Consider the following 16,460-nt stretch of genomic DNA (forward strand, 5'->3'; position numbering starts at 1 on the left):
TTCTTTTTTATCAAAATAAATCGTTTTTCATTTGGAAGAAAATTTGCCATACTATGTCCAACTTATAATTTTTAATTATCTACTAATAGGATAATCTTATGAAAATGATTAGCGTGGTGTTAAAGCCATTCAAATTAGATATGGTGCGTGAGAGCCTATCAGAGCTTGGCGTTGCAGGCATGACGGTTAGTGAAGTCAAGGGCTTTGGTCGCCAAAAAGGGCATACCGAGATGTATCGTGGGGCGGAGTACGTGGTTGATTTTTTGCCAAAAATTCGTCTGGACATCGCCGTCAGTGATGACATGGTGCAAAGTGTGGTGGCATCTATCATGAGCGTGGCACAGACAGGTCATATCGGCGATGGTAAGATTTTTATCATGCCGTTAGAGCAGGTGATACGCATTCGCACCGGCGAGATGAATGAGCAGGCGCTGTGACTGGGTGAATTGATAGATTGGTAAATTTAATAAGGGGTGATTATGAAAATTTTAGCAAACAAATGGCAAATCGGCTGGCTACTGCTACTTGCCACAACCGTCCAAGCTGATGACGGCATCAACCACGGCAATAGTGCGTGGGTGCTGACCGCCACGGCGTTGGTGCTGATGATGACTTTACCAGGTTTGGCACTGTTTTATGCTGGCATGGTGCGTAAGAAAAACATCTTATCAACCATGATGCACAGCTTTGGGGCGACAGCGGTGGTGTCGGTGCTGTGGGTGGCGATAGGTTATTCGTTGGCATTTAGTGATGGTGGTGCTTTGCAAGGGTTTATCGGTGGCACAGCACACGCCATGCTCTCTGGGGTGGGTATTGCCGAGCGTAGTGGCGACATTCCTTTGGCGTTGTGGATAATGTTTCAGATGACGTTTGCCGTGATTGCGGTGGCGATTTTGGCGGGGTCATTGGCGGAGCGGATGAAATTTGGCTCATTTTTATTGTTCTCGGGCTTGTGGGTACTGCTCGTCTATGTGCCAGTATGTCATTGGGTATGGGGCGGTGGTTGGCTGACAGGCGATGCACTTGATTTTGCCGGTGGGACGGTTGTCCATGTCAATGCCGGTGTGGGCGGTTTGGTGTTGGCACATCTGCTTGGCAAGCGTCAAGACTACGGGAGAGCCAACCTTGCACCGCACAACCTTGTCTATGCCTTAATCGGTGCAGGGCTGTTGTGGGTAGGGTGGTTTGGCTTTAACGGTGGTTCGGCTCTGGCGGCAGATGGGGTGGCAGCGATGGCAATCATTGTCTCGCAGGTGGCGGCAGCGATGGGGTTGTTGACGTGGCTGTTGTGTGAATATGTGGTGCGTGGACGGGCGTCGGCATTGGGTGGTGCATCAGGAGCGATAGCAGGTTTGGTGGGCATCACGCCAGCGGCAGGATTTGTGGGTGTGTCAGGGGCCATGGCGATAGGCGTACTGACGGCATTGGGCTGTTTTGGCATGATACATTATGGCAAAAAACGACTAGGCGTTGATGATACGCTGGACGCTTTTGGGCTGCATGGTGTGGGAGGTATCATTGGGGCGGTATTAACTGGTGTGTTTGTTAGTCAAGAGTTGTATCCCGATGTGGGACATGAGAGTCTACTGACACAGCTGTGGCTGCAAACAGAAGGGGTGCTAGCAACCATAGCATATTCAGCGGTGGCAACTTTTATCATTGGCATGGTAATCAAAAAGACCATGGGACTGCGTGTCGATGATGAAGCTGAGTATCAAGGGCTTGACCTAGCCATTCATGGCGAGAAAGTTAGCTAAATCGATAAGCAAGGGCATGATGTGTCCTTGCTTTTTCCAAAGGGTTTATTTAACATAATCTTTTTATTTTAACAAAACAAAACCGCCAATATTTGACGGTTTTGCAATTAATTAAGCTTAAAACTCGCCCGTTACCGACCAGCCATTGACTAGCGGATAACGGCGTTCACGTCCAAAGGATTTTTTGGTAATCTTAGTGCCGATTGCCCCTTGACGGCGTTTGTGTTCGGCTCTATCTACCATGGTCAGCACACGCTCAACAACCGCAGGGTCAAAACCTGCCGCACAGATGGCTTTGTAGCCCAAATCTTCATCGATGTACATCTTCAAGATGGCATCAAGTAGGGTATAATCAGGCAAGCTGTCTTGGTCTTTTTGGTCGGGACGTAGCTCAGCCGATGGCGGACGAGTGATGACACGCTCAGGAATGACAGGGTTGTCTTCTAGGCGATTACGATAATCGGCTAGGCGGTACACGTCGGTCTTGTAGACGTCTTTTAGTACATCAAATCCGCCAACCATGTCGCCATATAGGGTAGAGTAGCCGACCGCATTTTCTGATTTGTTGCCAGTTGAGATGACCATATGTCCAAATTTGTTGGACAAAGCCATGAGTATCACGCCCCTTGCCCGAGCTTGTAGGTTCTCTTCGGTCACGTCAGGGGCTGCCCCTGCAAAGAGTGGGGCGAGCGTGGATTTGAGTCCTGCCACGGCATCGTGAATGGGGCAGATGGTATAAGAGACGTTGAGACGGGCGGCTTGGGCAGCGGCATCATCCAGACTCATCTGTGATGTATATTCATAAGGCATCATCACCGCATAGACTTTATCAGCACCCAATGCATCCACAGCGATGGCAAGGGTCAAGGCACTGTCAATACCCCCCGAGAGTCCGACAATCACACCCTTAAAGCCTGAGCGATTGACATAATCACGCAAGCCAACCACCAAGGCTTGGTAGATTTGCGATTCTTCGGATAAGTCAAGTGGCGGTTTGGCTTGGGTGTCAAAGCGTCCGCTTGATACATCAAAGGTTGCCATAATCAGCTGATTTAAAAATCTTGCCCCTTCGTGAGCAATCTCGCCGTCCGCTTGACTGATGAGTGAGCCACCATCAAAGACGATGTCATCTTGGGCACCGACGGTATTGACATAGATGATGGGTAGCTTGTGCGTTGATGATTGACGGGCGATGAGTGCTTTACGTTCGGCTTGCTTGCCGACTTCAAAGGGTGACGCATTTAGTACGACCACCATTTCCGCCCCTTCATCTTTGAGTGCTTTGATGGGTGCTTCGTGCCAGATGTCTTCACAAATGAGCAGTCCGATGGTCAGCCCTTTGTAGTCAAATAAGACTTGATTGCGACCTTTTTTAAAGTAGCGTTTTTCATCAAACACGCCGTAGTTTGGCAGGCATTGTTTGTGATAAAAGCCTTTTTGACTGCCACCTTGTAATATCGCCGCCGAGTTAAACGTGCCGTGATTGTCCACGTGTGGATAGCCCAAAATGGTGACAATGCCGTCTATCTTGGCAAGTTCATTCATGGCAATCTTGACACGCTCAGCCAAGGTAGGACGCAGTAGCAAATCTTCTGGCGGATAGCCGATGAGTGCCAGCTCAGGAAAGATGACAACGTCCGCCCCACGAGCTTTGGCATCTAGGGCAAGGGCTTTCATCTTGCCCACGTTACCCTTGATGTCGCCCACCCAAAAATTTGTCTGCATGATGGCAAAAGTAATCGTACCGTTTGGGGTGCTAATTTCGCTAAAATTTTCTTGTATTGACATTTGTAATTATCCAGTAAAGTGTATTGATGGTTATCGCCTGTCGTCAATCCGTGTTTATCGGCAGGCAATGATGAGTTTGATTTGTCAAATCAGCTTGATGTTTGCATAAAACTAATTAAAACCAATCTAGACAAATCAACTTAGTATAGCACACTATCGCCTATTTTTGTGATATAGTAGGCATTATTTTGTGACCTTGACGTTTGCCATGTTTGCTTTTTTAATCAATCTTATCATCATCGCCATTGTGATGAAAATCTTCTTTAAATTCATGTATCCAAAACCGCCCAAGCACTTTTTTCCAAAAGCAGGCGATGATGTCAGTATCAGACGATGTGATTATTGTGGGCATGAACTTGCCACCTATCGGGGCATTTTGCAGACGGATGTGGCAGGTGATGGGCGTGAGTATTTCTTTTGTAATGATGACCATCAAAGTGCCTATTTTCGCGGTGATGTCTATCAAGCCGATGATGACTATGATGGTCTGCCCACCAAAAAGCCGTTGAATGATGATTAAAGACGTTTAGGGATAAACGGTGGTTTGAAAAACAATCCGACCACTTAACTTTTTAAATTAAGTGGTCGGATAGCCATTTTTTATGCAAATTTTTATGCAAAAATTTATTTAGAATGTTATCAATGGTAGGCACACCCCAATATTAATCATCAACTGACCGTCAAGCAGCATCCACAAGTTCCTGCTGGATGGCGTGTTCCATTTCTTTGGCACCGATGGTGGGGGCAAAACGTGCCACCACGTTACCATTAGTATCCACCAAAAATTTGGTAAAGTTCCATTTGATGTCATTGCCTGTGCGAGTTTGATTAATTTCTGCAATCACTTCAAGCAACACTTCGTATCTGCTATTGCCAATCTCGTCTTTGCCTTGGGATTTTAGGTGGCGGTACAAAGGATGGGTGTTACTGCCATTGATGTCAATTTTGGCAAACACAGGAAAGCTGACTTGATAATGCTCTTCCAAAAACTTAGCAATCTCTTCATTGTCTTCGACCGCTTGTCCGAACTCGTTGCTGGGAAAGTCCAAAATCACCAAACCTTTATCTTTATACTTTTGGTAAAGTGCTTCTAATTCGTCATATTGGGGCGTCAGACTGCATTGGGTGGCAGTATTGACAATGAGTAGGGTCTTGCCCTTAAAATAAAATCGCTGAGTGGAACTTCTTTACCGTGAATGTCTGTTACCAAAAAATCATGAATTGACATCGCTTAATGCATCCTTAAAAGTGTGCCAAAAATCATTGCAAAAACCATCATGCAATCTACCAAAATGGGACAAGAGTATACAAACCCATGAGACTATTATATATAATTTTTTGGAAAGTAAAATTTGTAAAAATTAATGGATTGATTAGAAAAAATCAATAATTAGAGTAAGGTTTTTTTGATAATAATCAATTTTACAGATTTGGATGAGAATAATTTTTTAGAAAATTTAAAAAAATAACAAAAAAATAAAGGACGATTTTGAACCGCACCCCAAAAGTTAGACACACTAACCTTTGGGGTGCTTTTTATGGCAAAATACACAACCGACTTTAAACTGTCTGTGATTGGGTATTATCTTAATCATCATGGCTACAAACAAACCGCCAAACACTTTAATCTAAACCACACAACCGTAGAGCTATGGGTTAAACTCTATCAAGCACATGGCATTGATGGCATAAAAAGACGACACACAAAGGCTGTCTATGACACAGATTTTAAGCTTAATGCCGTTCAAGCCATACAACAGGGCAAATCGCTTACACAACTTGCCATAGAGCTTAATCTGCCACAACCTTCTTTACTGTCAACTTGGTTAAAGTCCTACCAAGCCTTTGGTATAATGGGACTAATACCCAAACCCAAAGGCAAAAAAGCAATGTCAAACAAACACAACGCTAATAAAACCAAATCAACTTGGAAAACCAAACAAGACCACGAAAAAAGTGTGGATGATTTGCTTGATGAACTTGCCTATCTTAGAGCAGAGAATGACTATCTAAAAAAGCTAGATGCCTTAATTCGTCAAAAGGAACAATCAGTACAAACAAAGAACAAGTCCTGATCATCCAAGAATTAAGGCATAAGCACAAACTTGCTGACTTATTGGCAGTGTCAAACTTGCCAAGAAGTGTGTTTTATTACCACATTCGTCAAAGTACAAAGCCTGACAAAGACCTTGACTTAAAAGAACACATTAACCACATCTACCACCAACACAAGGGCAGGTATGGTTATCGTAGAATCACATCAGAGCTTAACAATCAGCTTGCCCAAAAAGGCATGGTCATTAATCATAAACGAGTGCAACGACTGATGGCTAAACTTGGACTCAAAGCATTGGTTCGTCGTCAACGTAAGTTTAATACTTACAAAGGCACAATGGGCAAAGATACCATTCAGGACAATATACTCAAAAGAGACTTTAAAGCAGACAAACCCAATCAAAAGTGGGCAACAGACATCACAGAGTTTAAAGTACAAGACAAGGCAAATGATGGCAGTGTCATTCAAAGAAAACTCTACCTATCGCCCATCATCGACTTGTTTAATGGTGAGATTGTCAGTTATACGATGAAGGACAGACCAACGTATGAGTTGGTCAAAGAGATGTTAAATGATGCCCTATCCAAGCTAAGCCAAGAAAAGATGGATGACAAACCCATCATTCATTCAGACCAAGGCTGGCACTATCAAATGCACCAGTATCAACAAACCCTAAAAGAACAAGGCTTAACCCAAAGCATGTCAAGAAAAGGCAATTGTTTGGATAATGCTGTGATAGAGAGCTTCTTTGGTACGCTAAAACAAGAGATATTTTATGAGACAACCACATTTACATCAACAGATGAACTTAAACAAGTGATTGATGAGTACATACACTACTACAATCATGATAGAATAAAGAGCAAATTAAAAGGACTAAGTCCTGTTAAGTACAGAAACTTAGTCCAATTAGGGTTAATACAACCACTTGCAACAACCTAACCTTTAATCTTATGTCTAAGATTTGGGGGTCGGTTCAATTTACGCCCTTTATTTGTCATCATTACATATTCGGATAATTGGGCCCGCCACCGCCTTCGGGTGTTACCCATGTGATGTTTTGGGCGGGGTCTTTGATGTCGCAGGTTTTGCAATGCACGCAGTTTTGGCTATTGATGACAAACCTTGCTCCATTGGGGTCGTTATCGTCCGCCACCACTTCATACACCCCCGCAGGACAATACAGGCGAGCAGGTTCGCCATAGAGCGGTAGGTTTTTGGTGATTGGCACGGTGGGGTCGGTCAATTTTAGATGACAAGGTTGGTCCTCGGCGTGATTGGTGTTTGAGATAAACACGCTGGATAATTTGTCAAAGGTCAGCTTGCCGTCAGGTTTTGGATAATCGGGCTTGTAGGCGTGGTCGGCTTTATCCAGTTGAGCAAAATCATAACTGTTGTCATGAATGATAAGTGGCATTTTACCACTTAACAAGTTTTGCTCCACAAAGATAAACGCACCGCCCAGCCACGTCCCCATACGGTGCATGGCAGGCGAGAAGTTTTGGGCAGATTTGGCATCGTCAAACAGCCACGAGTTTTCAAAATTGGTCTGATACTCAGCGACTTCATCGTGTTGTCGTCCGTCTTGGATTGCCTTAAAAATCGCCTCGCCAGCGAGCATTCCCGACTTCATAGACGTGTGCGTGCCTTTGATTTTGGCAGGGTTTAAAAAGCCTGCATCATCGCCCACCAGTACACCCCCTGCAAAGGTCAGTTTGGGTAGGCTATTTAGACCGCCTTTGACCAACGCCCTTGCCCCATAGGACAGGCGTTTGCCCCCTTCTAGGATAGGACGGATAAGGGGGTGCAGTTTAAGGCGTTGTAATTCATCAAAGGGCGATAGGTGCGGATTTGAGTAGGATAAATCTACCACCAAGCCAAAACTCACTTGATTATTTTCGGCAAAATACAGCCACCAACCGCCATTTGCCCCTGTGTCGTTCAAGGGATAACCCGAACCGTGCAAAATCACGCCTTCTTCGTGTTTGTCAGCGTCAATCTCCCACAGCTCTTTTAGTCCAATGCCATAATGTTGGGGGTCTTTGTCCTTGTCAAGATGAAAACGGCTGATGAGACGTTTGCCCAAATGCCCACGACAGCCCTCGGCAAACACGGTATATTTGGCAACAAGCTCATAACCTGCCTCAAAAGACGGCTTAGGCTCGCCCTTGGCATTGACCCCCATGTCGCCCGTTTGGATACCACGCACCGAGCCGTCAGCGTTGTAGAGAATCTCATTGGCGGTAAAGTTGGGGAATAGCATAATCTCCATGCTTTCGGCTTGTTCGGCAAGCCAGCGAACCACATTACCAAGCGAGACAATGTAGTTGCCTTCGTTGTGCATACTGGCAGGGATGATGGAGCTTGGCAGTTTGATTGTCTTTTTGGCGTTGGGGAGCATATAAACACGGTCTTCGGTTGCCTTGACCGTGATTGGGGCATTCATGTTTTGCCAATCGGGGAACAGCTCGTCCAAGGCACGGGTTTCCATGACCGCTCCCGATAGGATATGGGCTCCAAACTCCGAGCCTTTTTCCACGACACAGACCATAAATTCATCAAGTCCTGCATCTATGGCAAGCTGTTTTAGGCGAATGGCACAGGATAAGCCCGATACGCCACCGCCGACCACGACCACGTCAAATTCCATTGACTCACGTTGTATGTTTTGCATGGTGTTTCCTTTTTGGCTGTTTAAGGTGAAACCTTGTAATGGCTAAAAAACAAATGATTATCAAATACAATGTTTGATAAATCAAATAATTATAAATGGTATATTTTACCAATCTTATCAAATTAGGCAAGTTAATTATGCCCTTATTTTTGATAAAATCATGACTGGTACGGTTATAAAAAGTTGTTGGGGTAGATACACCTAGCGAACCTGATATTTACCATGGGTTGTGTAGGGGCGTGTTGAACACGCCCGTTGGAGAGATTGGCAAGGCGTGCATTTTAAAGTTAAATGAATAAAAAGGTTAAAATCTTGGCAAATGTGATTTGTTGTGCTTTTTAAATCCTTAAAATTTATTTGCTTTTTTATAAAAATTTAGGCAAAATTAAACACTTCTTTTAAATGATAAGGCAAGGATAATGACGGATAACACAGATAAAAATTCCAATAAAAGCAACGACTTAACCAAACTTATCACAGCCCTTGGTAATGAACGCAAAATTCCACCACTGGATAAATGGACACCCGAGACGATAACGCCTTTTGACATTGTCATTGATGACAATGGCGAGTGGTATCATGACGGGGTCAAAATCGCTCGGCAGTCGCTTGTGGATTTGTTTGCCAGCGTGCTGTGGGCGGACGTGGACGGCGAGCAAAAACGCCACTTTTTAAAAACGCCCACCGACAAATACGAAATTACCGTGATAGACACGCCACTGTTTATCAATACCGTGGATAAAATTACCAAAAATGGCGATGACTGGATAGTGTTTGGCACGACCAATGGCGACAGCATTGTGCTTGATGGTGAGCCGTTGTATTTTAAAACCGTGGTGCGTGATGACGTGGCGGATGATAGGCTGTATATAGATACCCGTTTTAACCTAACCGCTCGCATTGGGCGTAATGTGTTTTATCATTTGATAGAGCTTGGCGAGCTGTCAGATGAGCAGGGGCAGACGGTTTTGACCTTGCAAAGTGGTGGTAAAATACACCGTGTTATCGCCCCCAATTTTAATCAGAAAAACTAAACAATTATGATAAGCCATGATAAACCAGCACCCTGATTTTAAAGATGACCCTACCGCCCCGATTGGCGTATTTGATTCGGGGGTGGGGGGCTTGTCGGTGTATCTACACCTAAAAACACTCATGCCAAACGAACGCTTTATCTACTATGCCGACACCGCCAACGTGCCGTACGGGGGCAAATCGGGCGATGAGATTTTGCTTTTGACCTTACAAGCGGTGGCACGGCTATGCAAACGGGGCTGTAAACTCATCGTCATCGCCTGTAACAGTGCGTCCGCCCATGCCCTAAAAGCGTTGCGTGAGCGGTGTAGTGTGCCGATTGTGGGGCTTGTCCCTGCCGTCAAACCTGCGTGCAGTCTTACTAAAACTCGCCAAATCGCCGTGCTTGCCACTCGGGCGACTTTAAATGGCTATCTACTAAATGACGTCATTACTGACGTTGCCACGCCACAAGGGGTCATGGTGCATAAGCACTTTGAGCCGACCTTGGTGCCGTGGGTGGAGAGTGGTATGCCGATTGACAGTCAAGTGGCAAACCTGCTCATTAGACAAACTAAACAATGGGCGGACATGGGCGTGGACGTCATTGTGCTGGGGTGTACGCATTATCCGTTTTTTAAGGGGTTTTTGCAGACCTTTATACAAAAAGAAAATCTGGACGTGCAGTTGATTGATTCAGGATTGGCAATCGCTCAAAGGGTCAAATCGTTGCTTGATTTTTTTAATATCGCAAGCCCCACGCCAAACACCGCCCCCATGCAGTTGTATGCCACACGCTTAGATGACGACCTGCTTGCCACCGCCGAGAAGTTAAGCGGTGAGCCATTTATTGAACTAATCGAATACCAAGAGTGAGCTTTTTTGTACAAAAATTGATTTAAAGTGTTATCAGTGGCAGGCACACCCTAAACGCCAAACACTTCATTGTTAAAATTGGCAAAATATCAAAAAATGTATCAAAAAATAGGGCAATTTTAACGGATTTTGTGCTTTTATGTTATTTTTTGATTTTTTGATGTGTTTTGGGTGGTATGGATATTTTTATTTTGATGAAAATTCTTTATAATAAGGGATTGCCATTTGAGCGTATGGATAAGAAAGATGAATGGCAATGTCACGTGTGGTTGCCAATAAAAGCAATATCCTTAACTACTTACTACTAGCCTTGGGGTTTTTGTGTCAAATCATCGTTATCATGTTCATGTCGCTTGTGTTGCTGATGACCCGCTGTTGGTTACTGCCCAAGATGATGTGGCGATATTCTTTGAAAGTCGGGCTTTTTTAACCAAAGACTTGGTGATTGCCCGTGCTGAATCTGCCAGTTATAGTTGGCGTTGTATCAACTCTGCCGATGTGGTGCTCCTGCTTGTGGGCAATCACTATGGTAGCACCAACGCATCAGGGGTCAGTCAGCTCCATGTCAGCTATACCAATGCCAAAGCCAAAAATAAGCCCATGCTCATTTTTGTGCATTCGGACGTGCTAAACAAACCTGCCAATAATCGGCTGATTGACTTTGTGGGGGTATTGGAGTCGCAATCGGGGCAGGCGGTGCATTATTTTGATGATAATACCAATCTGCCCAAACTGCTTGAAACTGCTTTTAATGCGTTGGATTTTGACAAATCTCAAGGATGGCAAATGACAGGCATGAGTGTCAGAAATGCGTTGCTGTCTAAGCCCCCAAGGCATGCCAAGCCCGCCACTCAGAAGCAAATTTCTGCACCCAGTGATGCCCAAAAGATTGGGGCGTCTAGCATTCCTGCCCAATCCCATCTGACCAAATCTACATCTCATTCTCACGCCAAGACAGATGCTGATTTGCATGCCGCCTTAAAGCCTGCATTGGCACTAGACAGTGAATTTTTGGTAAGCTGCACCGCCCATGCGTTTCGGGGTGGCACGCTCATCGAAGTGTCCTTTGTCATCCCGCTACGCTGGCGAAACATCGTTACCATGCTTGCCAATGTGGTCATGCCATTTTCTGAGCAAGGATTGGGACGTGCCTTAAATGATAATGTTGATAAGAATCTTGCCAGTCAAATCGTGGCAAGACAGTATCCTGACATCCATGCCGTCAGCCGAGTGCAGGTGGTCAAAGCTGATGTGCTGTGGATATTAGATGAGTTGGAGTTGGCAGGATGGATTGAGCCTGTGGGTCAAGGCTCCATGTGGCAAGCCACTGACAAAACATCCAACATAAAATAGCTAAAATAGCATTGCCAGATGGTGTATTTAAGGCACATTAAATTGACATGGCTTAGCCAAAAGAATGGGTTATAAGGCTTAAAAAGCGAGCAAAACCCAAGAAATCATGCTCAAAGATACAAATCTAAGATACAAAATTTAACACAAAACAGATGACATCACTGCTAAAATTTTGTTAGGATGAAGTGGTTGTATCTTGGTTGTGTGTTTTTAATGTGTTGTGTGTTTTTAATGTTAAATATGGCGTTAAATCAAGATATGGTTAAAATTTAATGCAATGGGGATAAGTTTGCCCCATCTTTCATCATAATTTATTTTTAATTGTAATAAGGATGATATCATGTCAAAAACCACCGAACAACTGACTGAGCGTTTCGATGAATTGGCGGACACCATGCATGATGCCGAAAAAAGCCGTACCCTAGAAGAGCAAGTTGCCTATCTAAAATCCCAAGGCATTGACCCGTCAAAGACTTATGCCAAATGGGATGATGATGAGCCAGAAGAGTAGCTTTGTCTTACCCTAAGCACAGCCAATGATGGTTGTGCTTTTTTGTATGAATTTTTTGTCATAAGCCAAAATGGGTTAAAAATATCCCCAAATGCTGTTTCTGGGGGATTATTGTCGTGGACAGGTGTTAATAGTTTGCTATAATATGAAACTTTATGTTATTAACCCAAATCTTACCTTGCATAAATTTGACTTATGCTAAGTTTTGAGTGGATTATTTGGTAAATTGCCAGCGTCCGTGCTGTATTCGTGGGCGACCACCAAGCCAATTTGTGCAAAGAGACACGATATGATTACCCTGCAAAAATTTGAACGCCTAATTACCGCACCACTGGCACAAAAACCTGTCACATTGACCTACTTTGACCAAACAGGTGCCAATCTTAGCACATGGGCGACCACACTTTCTATCAGACCCAAGCATGAGCAATATACCGAGCTTAGGACAGCTCTTAGTGAAGTGCTGGTCTGTGACATGCATGATGGTCAAAAACTGGCACTCATGGATGAGCTGATGGTGGTCGTTGAGCGTGTGGTTGGGCAAATGCATGCTGACTATGTCTATGAGCACCAAAGTCTATCCGATGAACAGCGGTCGTCAGTTCATGAAGTGCGTAGTTTGTACTTTTTGATGATTTTGGTGTATCGCAACATCGCCGTGCGTCATCAGAATGCCGTTGTTTCGGCACATGGCGGTGGCAAGAAGTGGTTAAACAAAATCATGTCCGCCAAGAAGTCGGGTGTGCTTACTGCCGAGCGTGACATCTTTATTTATGCCGTACACCAATTTATGGTGCTGTATGTCAAGCTTTTGATGGAGTATGCTTTAACTTACCAAAAAGCCCCCAAAGTCATCTGGCAGGAGGTTAATGGTTGGTATCTAAATGCACTTAATTTGCAGCTGTGCCATGAACATATGCACAATCTTAATAAAAATTACCCCAAAACCTCCATTCATGACAGATATATGCAGGCGTGTGGGGCAAGTTTTGGTAACTTTTTTGCCTACCGCCGTCAGGACATTCTAAATGCCTTTAAAGTGTTGCCCTTGTGGACAAAATACTTTAAAACAACCTTTGATGCCAATCCTGAGTTTCGGGTATTTGTCAATCTACAAGGTGCTGAACCGCCTGAGGTCATCACGCCATATGCGTCGGTTAACCCATACAGTGATGAGCATCGTTGTCTGTTTTTTGACTTAGCAGATTTTACACGATACATAGAACAAGTATCGGCAGGCGAGTATATAGATGGTACAGCACAGTCGTTATTTGAAATGCGATTTGCCAAGATGGTACTGCTTGCTTTTGAACAGCGATCATCGCATGACAGACAAGATGATAGGCATGAGAGAAAGGCAGAGCTGCTTGTTGGATTTGCTTCCATTTTTAATGAAATCTCTGGCGGTCAAAACCTATCTACCGTCATCCGAGAACGTGGGTTGCCTGCTGATTTTCATGTCAAAATCAGTGCCTCTGCTATTGGTATGGTTGCACCCAAAGAGATGGTTAAGGTAAGCTACAAAAATGAGGCGGTGGCTCGTTTTCGGTTTGGTGCACAGGGGATGGATGAAAAAGATGAGATTTTGTCATCTCGTCCACTCATCCATCTTTATGGGCTTTTTGCTTTAAAATCAGCAATCTCCACCAATAAAAATCCGTGGCGTCTGGGCATGGCACATTGGGTGGAAAAATCAGATAATTCGGTGGCAGTGGATGGACGATTTTTGGGTCGGGTGCTGATGGCAGTCGGCATTCGCTTGCGTAAACAAGACGGCAGAAGTCAAGAGTTTGTCCATGCACTGTTGGTGGATGGCGATGGGCTCAATGAGCAAAGCACGCTCATCATGCCCCGTTATCATTTTAAAGTGGGGGATTATGTTGTTCTGCGTATTGACACCAAAGAGATGGAGTTAAGGTTAGAACGCAACCTTTTGACCACCGATGAGATTGAACAATACCAAATCGTGCGTTTAAATGGCTAATTAACCAAATATTTGCTATAATATGGCAGTTCTTTGAATTTCCTTGATATTAGCCTTTATCATAATTTGTAACGTTTTGTAAAAATATTTCAAAACGTTACAAATTGGTACAAATATTGCAAACACTTTTGGGTGAACCAACGCCAGCCTGTCCGCATCGCTTTTTAACATACTATATGTCTATGAAAAAAAATATCTTAAACCTGTTGTTTATTGATGAAGAGCAACTTTATGCCGAGCATCTTATCAGCCACTTATCAGAATATTTTGATGAGGTTAATTTGGGCTTTTGGGATGAAAAGGCGGAGTTTGTCAAATCCTTACGCCAAGAATGGGATGTGCTTGTTTTCCATCGTGCCTATGACATGAACTTTACAGATGTCGTGGGTATCTTACAAGAAGAGCAGATTAATTTGCCAGTCATTCATTTGGTGCAAAGCAATGAACAGGCGAGCCTAAATGAGCATGGTAACCCCGAGGTGGTGCATGGCGACATGATAAAGTCATTGGCAAAAGGGGATGACAGACTCATTATCTCTGCCATTTGTTTGCAGACGGATTATGTGCGTGCCAAACGTCAAACTACTCATCTAAAAGCCATCTTAAAAGAGGCTGAACAACGTGCCAACATTTTGATTAAAAACTCAAAATCTGCCGTGGCATACATTGACCAAGGGGTGCATATCTTTGCCAATGACCCCTATTTGGAGATGTTTGGCTATCAGGCGATGGAGGAGATTATTGGTGTGCCGGTGGTGGATTTGATTGCCGGTGGGGACAATGTCAAAGGCTTTAAACAGTTTTTACGTCGTTTTGATAAAGGCGACCGCTCTCAGGTAGAGTTCGCCTTTGAGAGTAAACGTACCGATGGTTCAACCTTTGCATCCAAATTACAACTGGCGGCGGCGACCTTAGATGGCGAACCTGTCACTCAGATGATTATCCAGCAGAACGAGAATAACAGTGCTGAGCTTGCCAAAAAACTTGCCGAGGCAGAACGTCAAGATGCCTTGACGGGGCTGTCAAACCGTCTTGCCTTTACTGAGTCATTACACAGCACTCAGCAAGAGGTTGCACGTGGCGACATCAAGTCAGCTGCCTTGTTATATATTCGTATGGATGGCATGGGTAAGATTCATTCAAGCACGGGTCTGACAGGGGTGGATACTGCGGTCAAGCAGGTAGCTTGGGTACTAGATGAGACCGCCAAAAAAGCACATGATGCCAGCGTGAGCAGATTTAGTGATACCAGCTTTGCGTTGGTGGTTGATGAGATAAACAAAGAGCAGGCGATGGCTCTGGCGGAGCAACTCGCTGAACGTGTGGCAAGTATGCTCATCGAGGTGGGCAGTCGCACGGTCACTGCCACACTGTCCATCGGCGTGGTGATGATGGATGTCAATGCCCCTGAGGCAAGCGTGGTGCTAAGCCGTGCCATGGATACCGCCAATGAGATTAATCCTGATGACGAAGGCATAAAAATCAAAGCCTTTGATATCAGTGCCATCGCAGGCGAAGATGATGCGGTGATGGCGGAGTACATTCAAACTGCCTTAACTCAAAATAAATTTGTGTTAAAATATCAGCCGATATATGATATTGAGACTGACAGTACTAGCTTGTTTGAGGCATTTATTACTTTGCCACAAGCTGATGGCACGCAGATGACCTATGATAAGCTCATTCCCATCGCCAAAAAACACAATCTGCTTGAAAAAATTGACCGTTGGATGCTCATCAATGCCAGCAAACACTTGGCGAGTGTCCGCCAAAGCGAGCCTACCGCACGCCTGCTGGTGGCTCTATCATCGGCATCGCTGGCAGACACCAATTTGGCAGGCATTATCACTCAGCTGACCCGAGCCATTGGTGGTGGTAGTGATGTGCTGACATTGCAGTTTAGTGAGCAGGATTTGGTGGATTATATGGCGGTCGCCAAACGTCAGTTCATTGCCCTTGCCAACATTGACTGCCCTGTGGGTATGAATGGTTTTGGCGTAACTGCCAAATCCGACGAAGTGCTGGACTATCTGTCGCCCAACATGGTACGTCTCGCTCGTAGCTATACCAAGGACTTAGACAGAGAGGCGAACTTGACCGCTCTGCAAGGGCTGATAAATACAGCGACCGAAAAAGGGGCAAGCACGCTCATGCCATATATTGAAGAGGCGTCCACCATGTCCATGGCATGGTCGGTGGGGGCAAGATATCTGCAAGGCGACTATCTGCAACCTGCCAATACTGAGATTACTTTCCCGCCCCCTGCTGAAGAGTAACTGCCATAACAGCGAACACCCAACAGATACTTGGGTGTTTTTTGTATAAAAATCTTACCACAATAACGCTTGTCATACAAACAATGTTTTAAAAATTGGTATAATGACCTTGTTCTTAACTTTGCATAAGTGCTTGATTTATTAAGGTCAAATTGTATTACTTCCACAATT

Annotated in this window: 13 protein-coding genes and 1 pseudogene; 11 read left to right on the forward strand and 3 right to left on the reverse strand. The window is 44.6% G+C overall.

The annotated features are described in order from the left end of the window. Positions 1–98 precede the first annotated feature (98 nt). Together AAHK14_RS07825 and AAHK14_RS07830 are read left to right on the forward strand one after the other, a co-directional pair. Positions 99–437: a P-II family nitrogen regulator gene (locus tag AAHK14_RS07825; protein WP_065255227.1), complete on the forward strand. Its 339-nt coding sequence runs from the start codon at positions 99–101 to the stop codon at positions 435–437. Positions 438–479: 42 nt separating this feature from the next. Continuing rightward, on the forward strand, positions 480–1,757 hold the full coding sequence (locus AAHK14_RS07830; protein WP_065255228.1) for an ammonium transporter: 1,278 nt from the start codon (positions 480–482) through the stop codon (positions 1,755–1,757). Between the two features lie 117 nt (positions 1,758–1,874). Here the strand turns inward: AAHK14_RS07830 and AAHK14_RS07835 are convergent, their stop codons facing one another. Then, on the reverse strand, positions 1,875–3,545 hold the full coding sequence (locus AAHK14_RS07835) for an NAD+ synthase (protein ID WP_065255229.1): 1,671 nt from the start codon (positions 3,543–3,545) through the stop codon (positions 1,875–1,877). Positions 3,546–3,753: 208 nt separating this feature from the next. Here AAHK14_RS07835 and AAHK14_RS07840 point away from each other — a divergent pair, with 208 nt between their 5' ends. Further along, positions 3,754–4,065 (forward strand): hypothetical protein, encoded by a 312-nt coding sequence (locus tag AAHK14_RS07840; protein ID WP_065255230.1) that lies wholly within the window; start codon positions 3,754–3,756, stop codon positions 4,063–4,065. A 160-nt stretch (positions 4,066–4,225) separates the two neighbouring features. Here the strand turns inward: AAHK14_RS07840 and AAHK14_RS07845 are convergent. Continuing rightward, positions 4,226–4,773: pseudogene (locus tag AAHK14_RS07845) on the reverse strand (glutathione peroxidase). Between the two features lie 310 nt (positions 4,774–5,083). On the opposite strand from AAHK14_RS07845, the gene AAHK14_RS07850 reads away from it, so the two are divergent. Together AAHK14_RS07850 and AAHK14_RS07855 are read left to right on the forward strand one after the other, a co-directional pair. Beyond that, positions 5,084–5,620, forward strand: a complete 537-nt coding sequence (locus tag AAHK14_RS07850; RefSeq protein WP_065256690.1) for a helix-turn-helix domain-containing protein — start codon at positions 5,084–5,086, stop codon at positions 5,618–5,620. 2 nt (positions 5,621–5,622) lie between these two features. Then, on the forward strand, positions 5,623–6,543 hold the full coding sequence (locus AAHK14_RS07855) for an IS3 family transposase (protein ID WP_264753555.1): 921 nt from the start codon (positions 5,623–5,625) through the stop codon (positions 6,541–6,543). A 61-nt stretch (positions 6,544–6,604) separates the two neighbouring features. On the opposite strand, the gene AAHK14_RS07860 is transcribed toward AAHK14_RS07855, so the two are convergent. Then, on the reverse strand, positions 6,605–8,275 hold the full coding sequence (locus tag AAHK14_RS07860) for an electron transfer flavoprotein-ubiquinone oxidoreductase (RefSeq protein WP_065256040.1): 1,671 nt from the start codon (positions 8,273–8,275) through the stop codon (positions 6,605–6,607). Positions 8,276–8,694: 419 nt separating this feature from the next. Here AAHK14_RS07860 and AAHK14_RS07865 point away from each other — a divergent pair, with 419 nt between their 5' ends. The 6 genes from AAHK14_RS07865 to AAHK14_RS07890 all read left to right on the forward strand — a co-directional run bounded on the left by AAHK14_RS07865 (position 8,695) and on the right by AAHK14_RS07890 (position 16,289). Continuing rightward, positions 8,695–9,309 (forward strand): DUF1285 domain-containing protein, encoded by a 615-nt coding sequence (locus AAHK14_RS07865; RefSeq protein ID WP_065256041.1) that lies wholly within the window; start codon positions 8,695–8,697, stop codon positions 9,307–9,309. Positions 9,310–9,325: 16 nt separating this feature from the next. Next, a complete protein-coding gene (gene murI / locus AAHK14_RS07870) occupies positions 9,326–10,165 on the forward strand; it encodes a glutamate racemase (RefSeq protein WP_065256042.1) in 840 nt (279 codons plus the stop codon). A 321-nt stretch (positions 10,166–10,486) separates the two neighbouring features. Further along, complete coding sequence (locus tag AAHK14_RS07875) at positions 10,487–11,518, forward strand: hypothetical protein (protein ID WP_065256043.1); 1,032 nt, start codon at positions 10,487–10,489, stop codon at positions 11,516–11,518. A gap of 340 nt (positions 11,519–11,858) precedes the next feature. Then, entirely contained in the window at positions 11,859–12,029 is a 171-nt protein-coding gene (locus AAHK14_RS07880) for a hypothetical protein (RefSeq protein ID WP_172823633.1), read from the forward strand. A gap of 205 nt (positions 12,030–12,234) precedes the next feature. Further along, positions 12,235–14,013, forward strand: coding sequence for a hypothetical protein (locus AAHK14_RS07885; protein WP_156065111.1), 1,779 nt, complete (start codon positions 12,235–12,237; stop codon positions 14,011–14,013). A 182-nt stretch (positions 14,014–14,195) separates the two neighbouring features. Then, positions 14,196–16,289: an EAL domain-containing protein gene (locus AAHK14_RS07890; RefSeq protein ID WP_065256045.1), complete on the forward strand. Its 2,094-nt coding sequence runs from the start codon at positions 14,196–14,198 to the stop codon at positions 16,287–16,289. The last annotated feature ends 171 nt before the right edge of the window (positions 16,290–16,460 follow it).

The organism is Moraxella sp. K1664, assembly GCF_039693965.1.
GTDB lineage: Bacteria > Pseudomonadota > Gammaproteobacteria > Pseudomonadales > Moraxellaceae > Moraxella.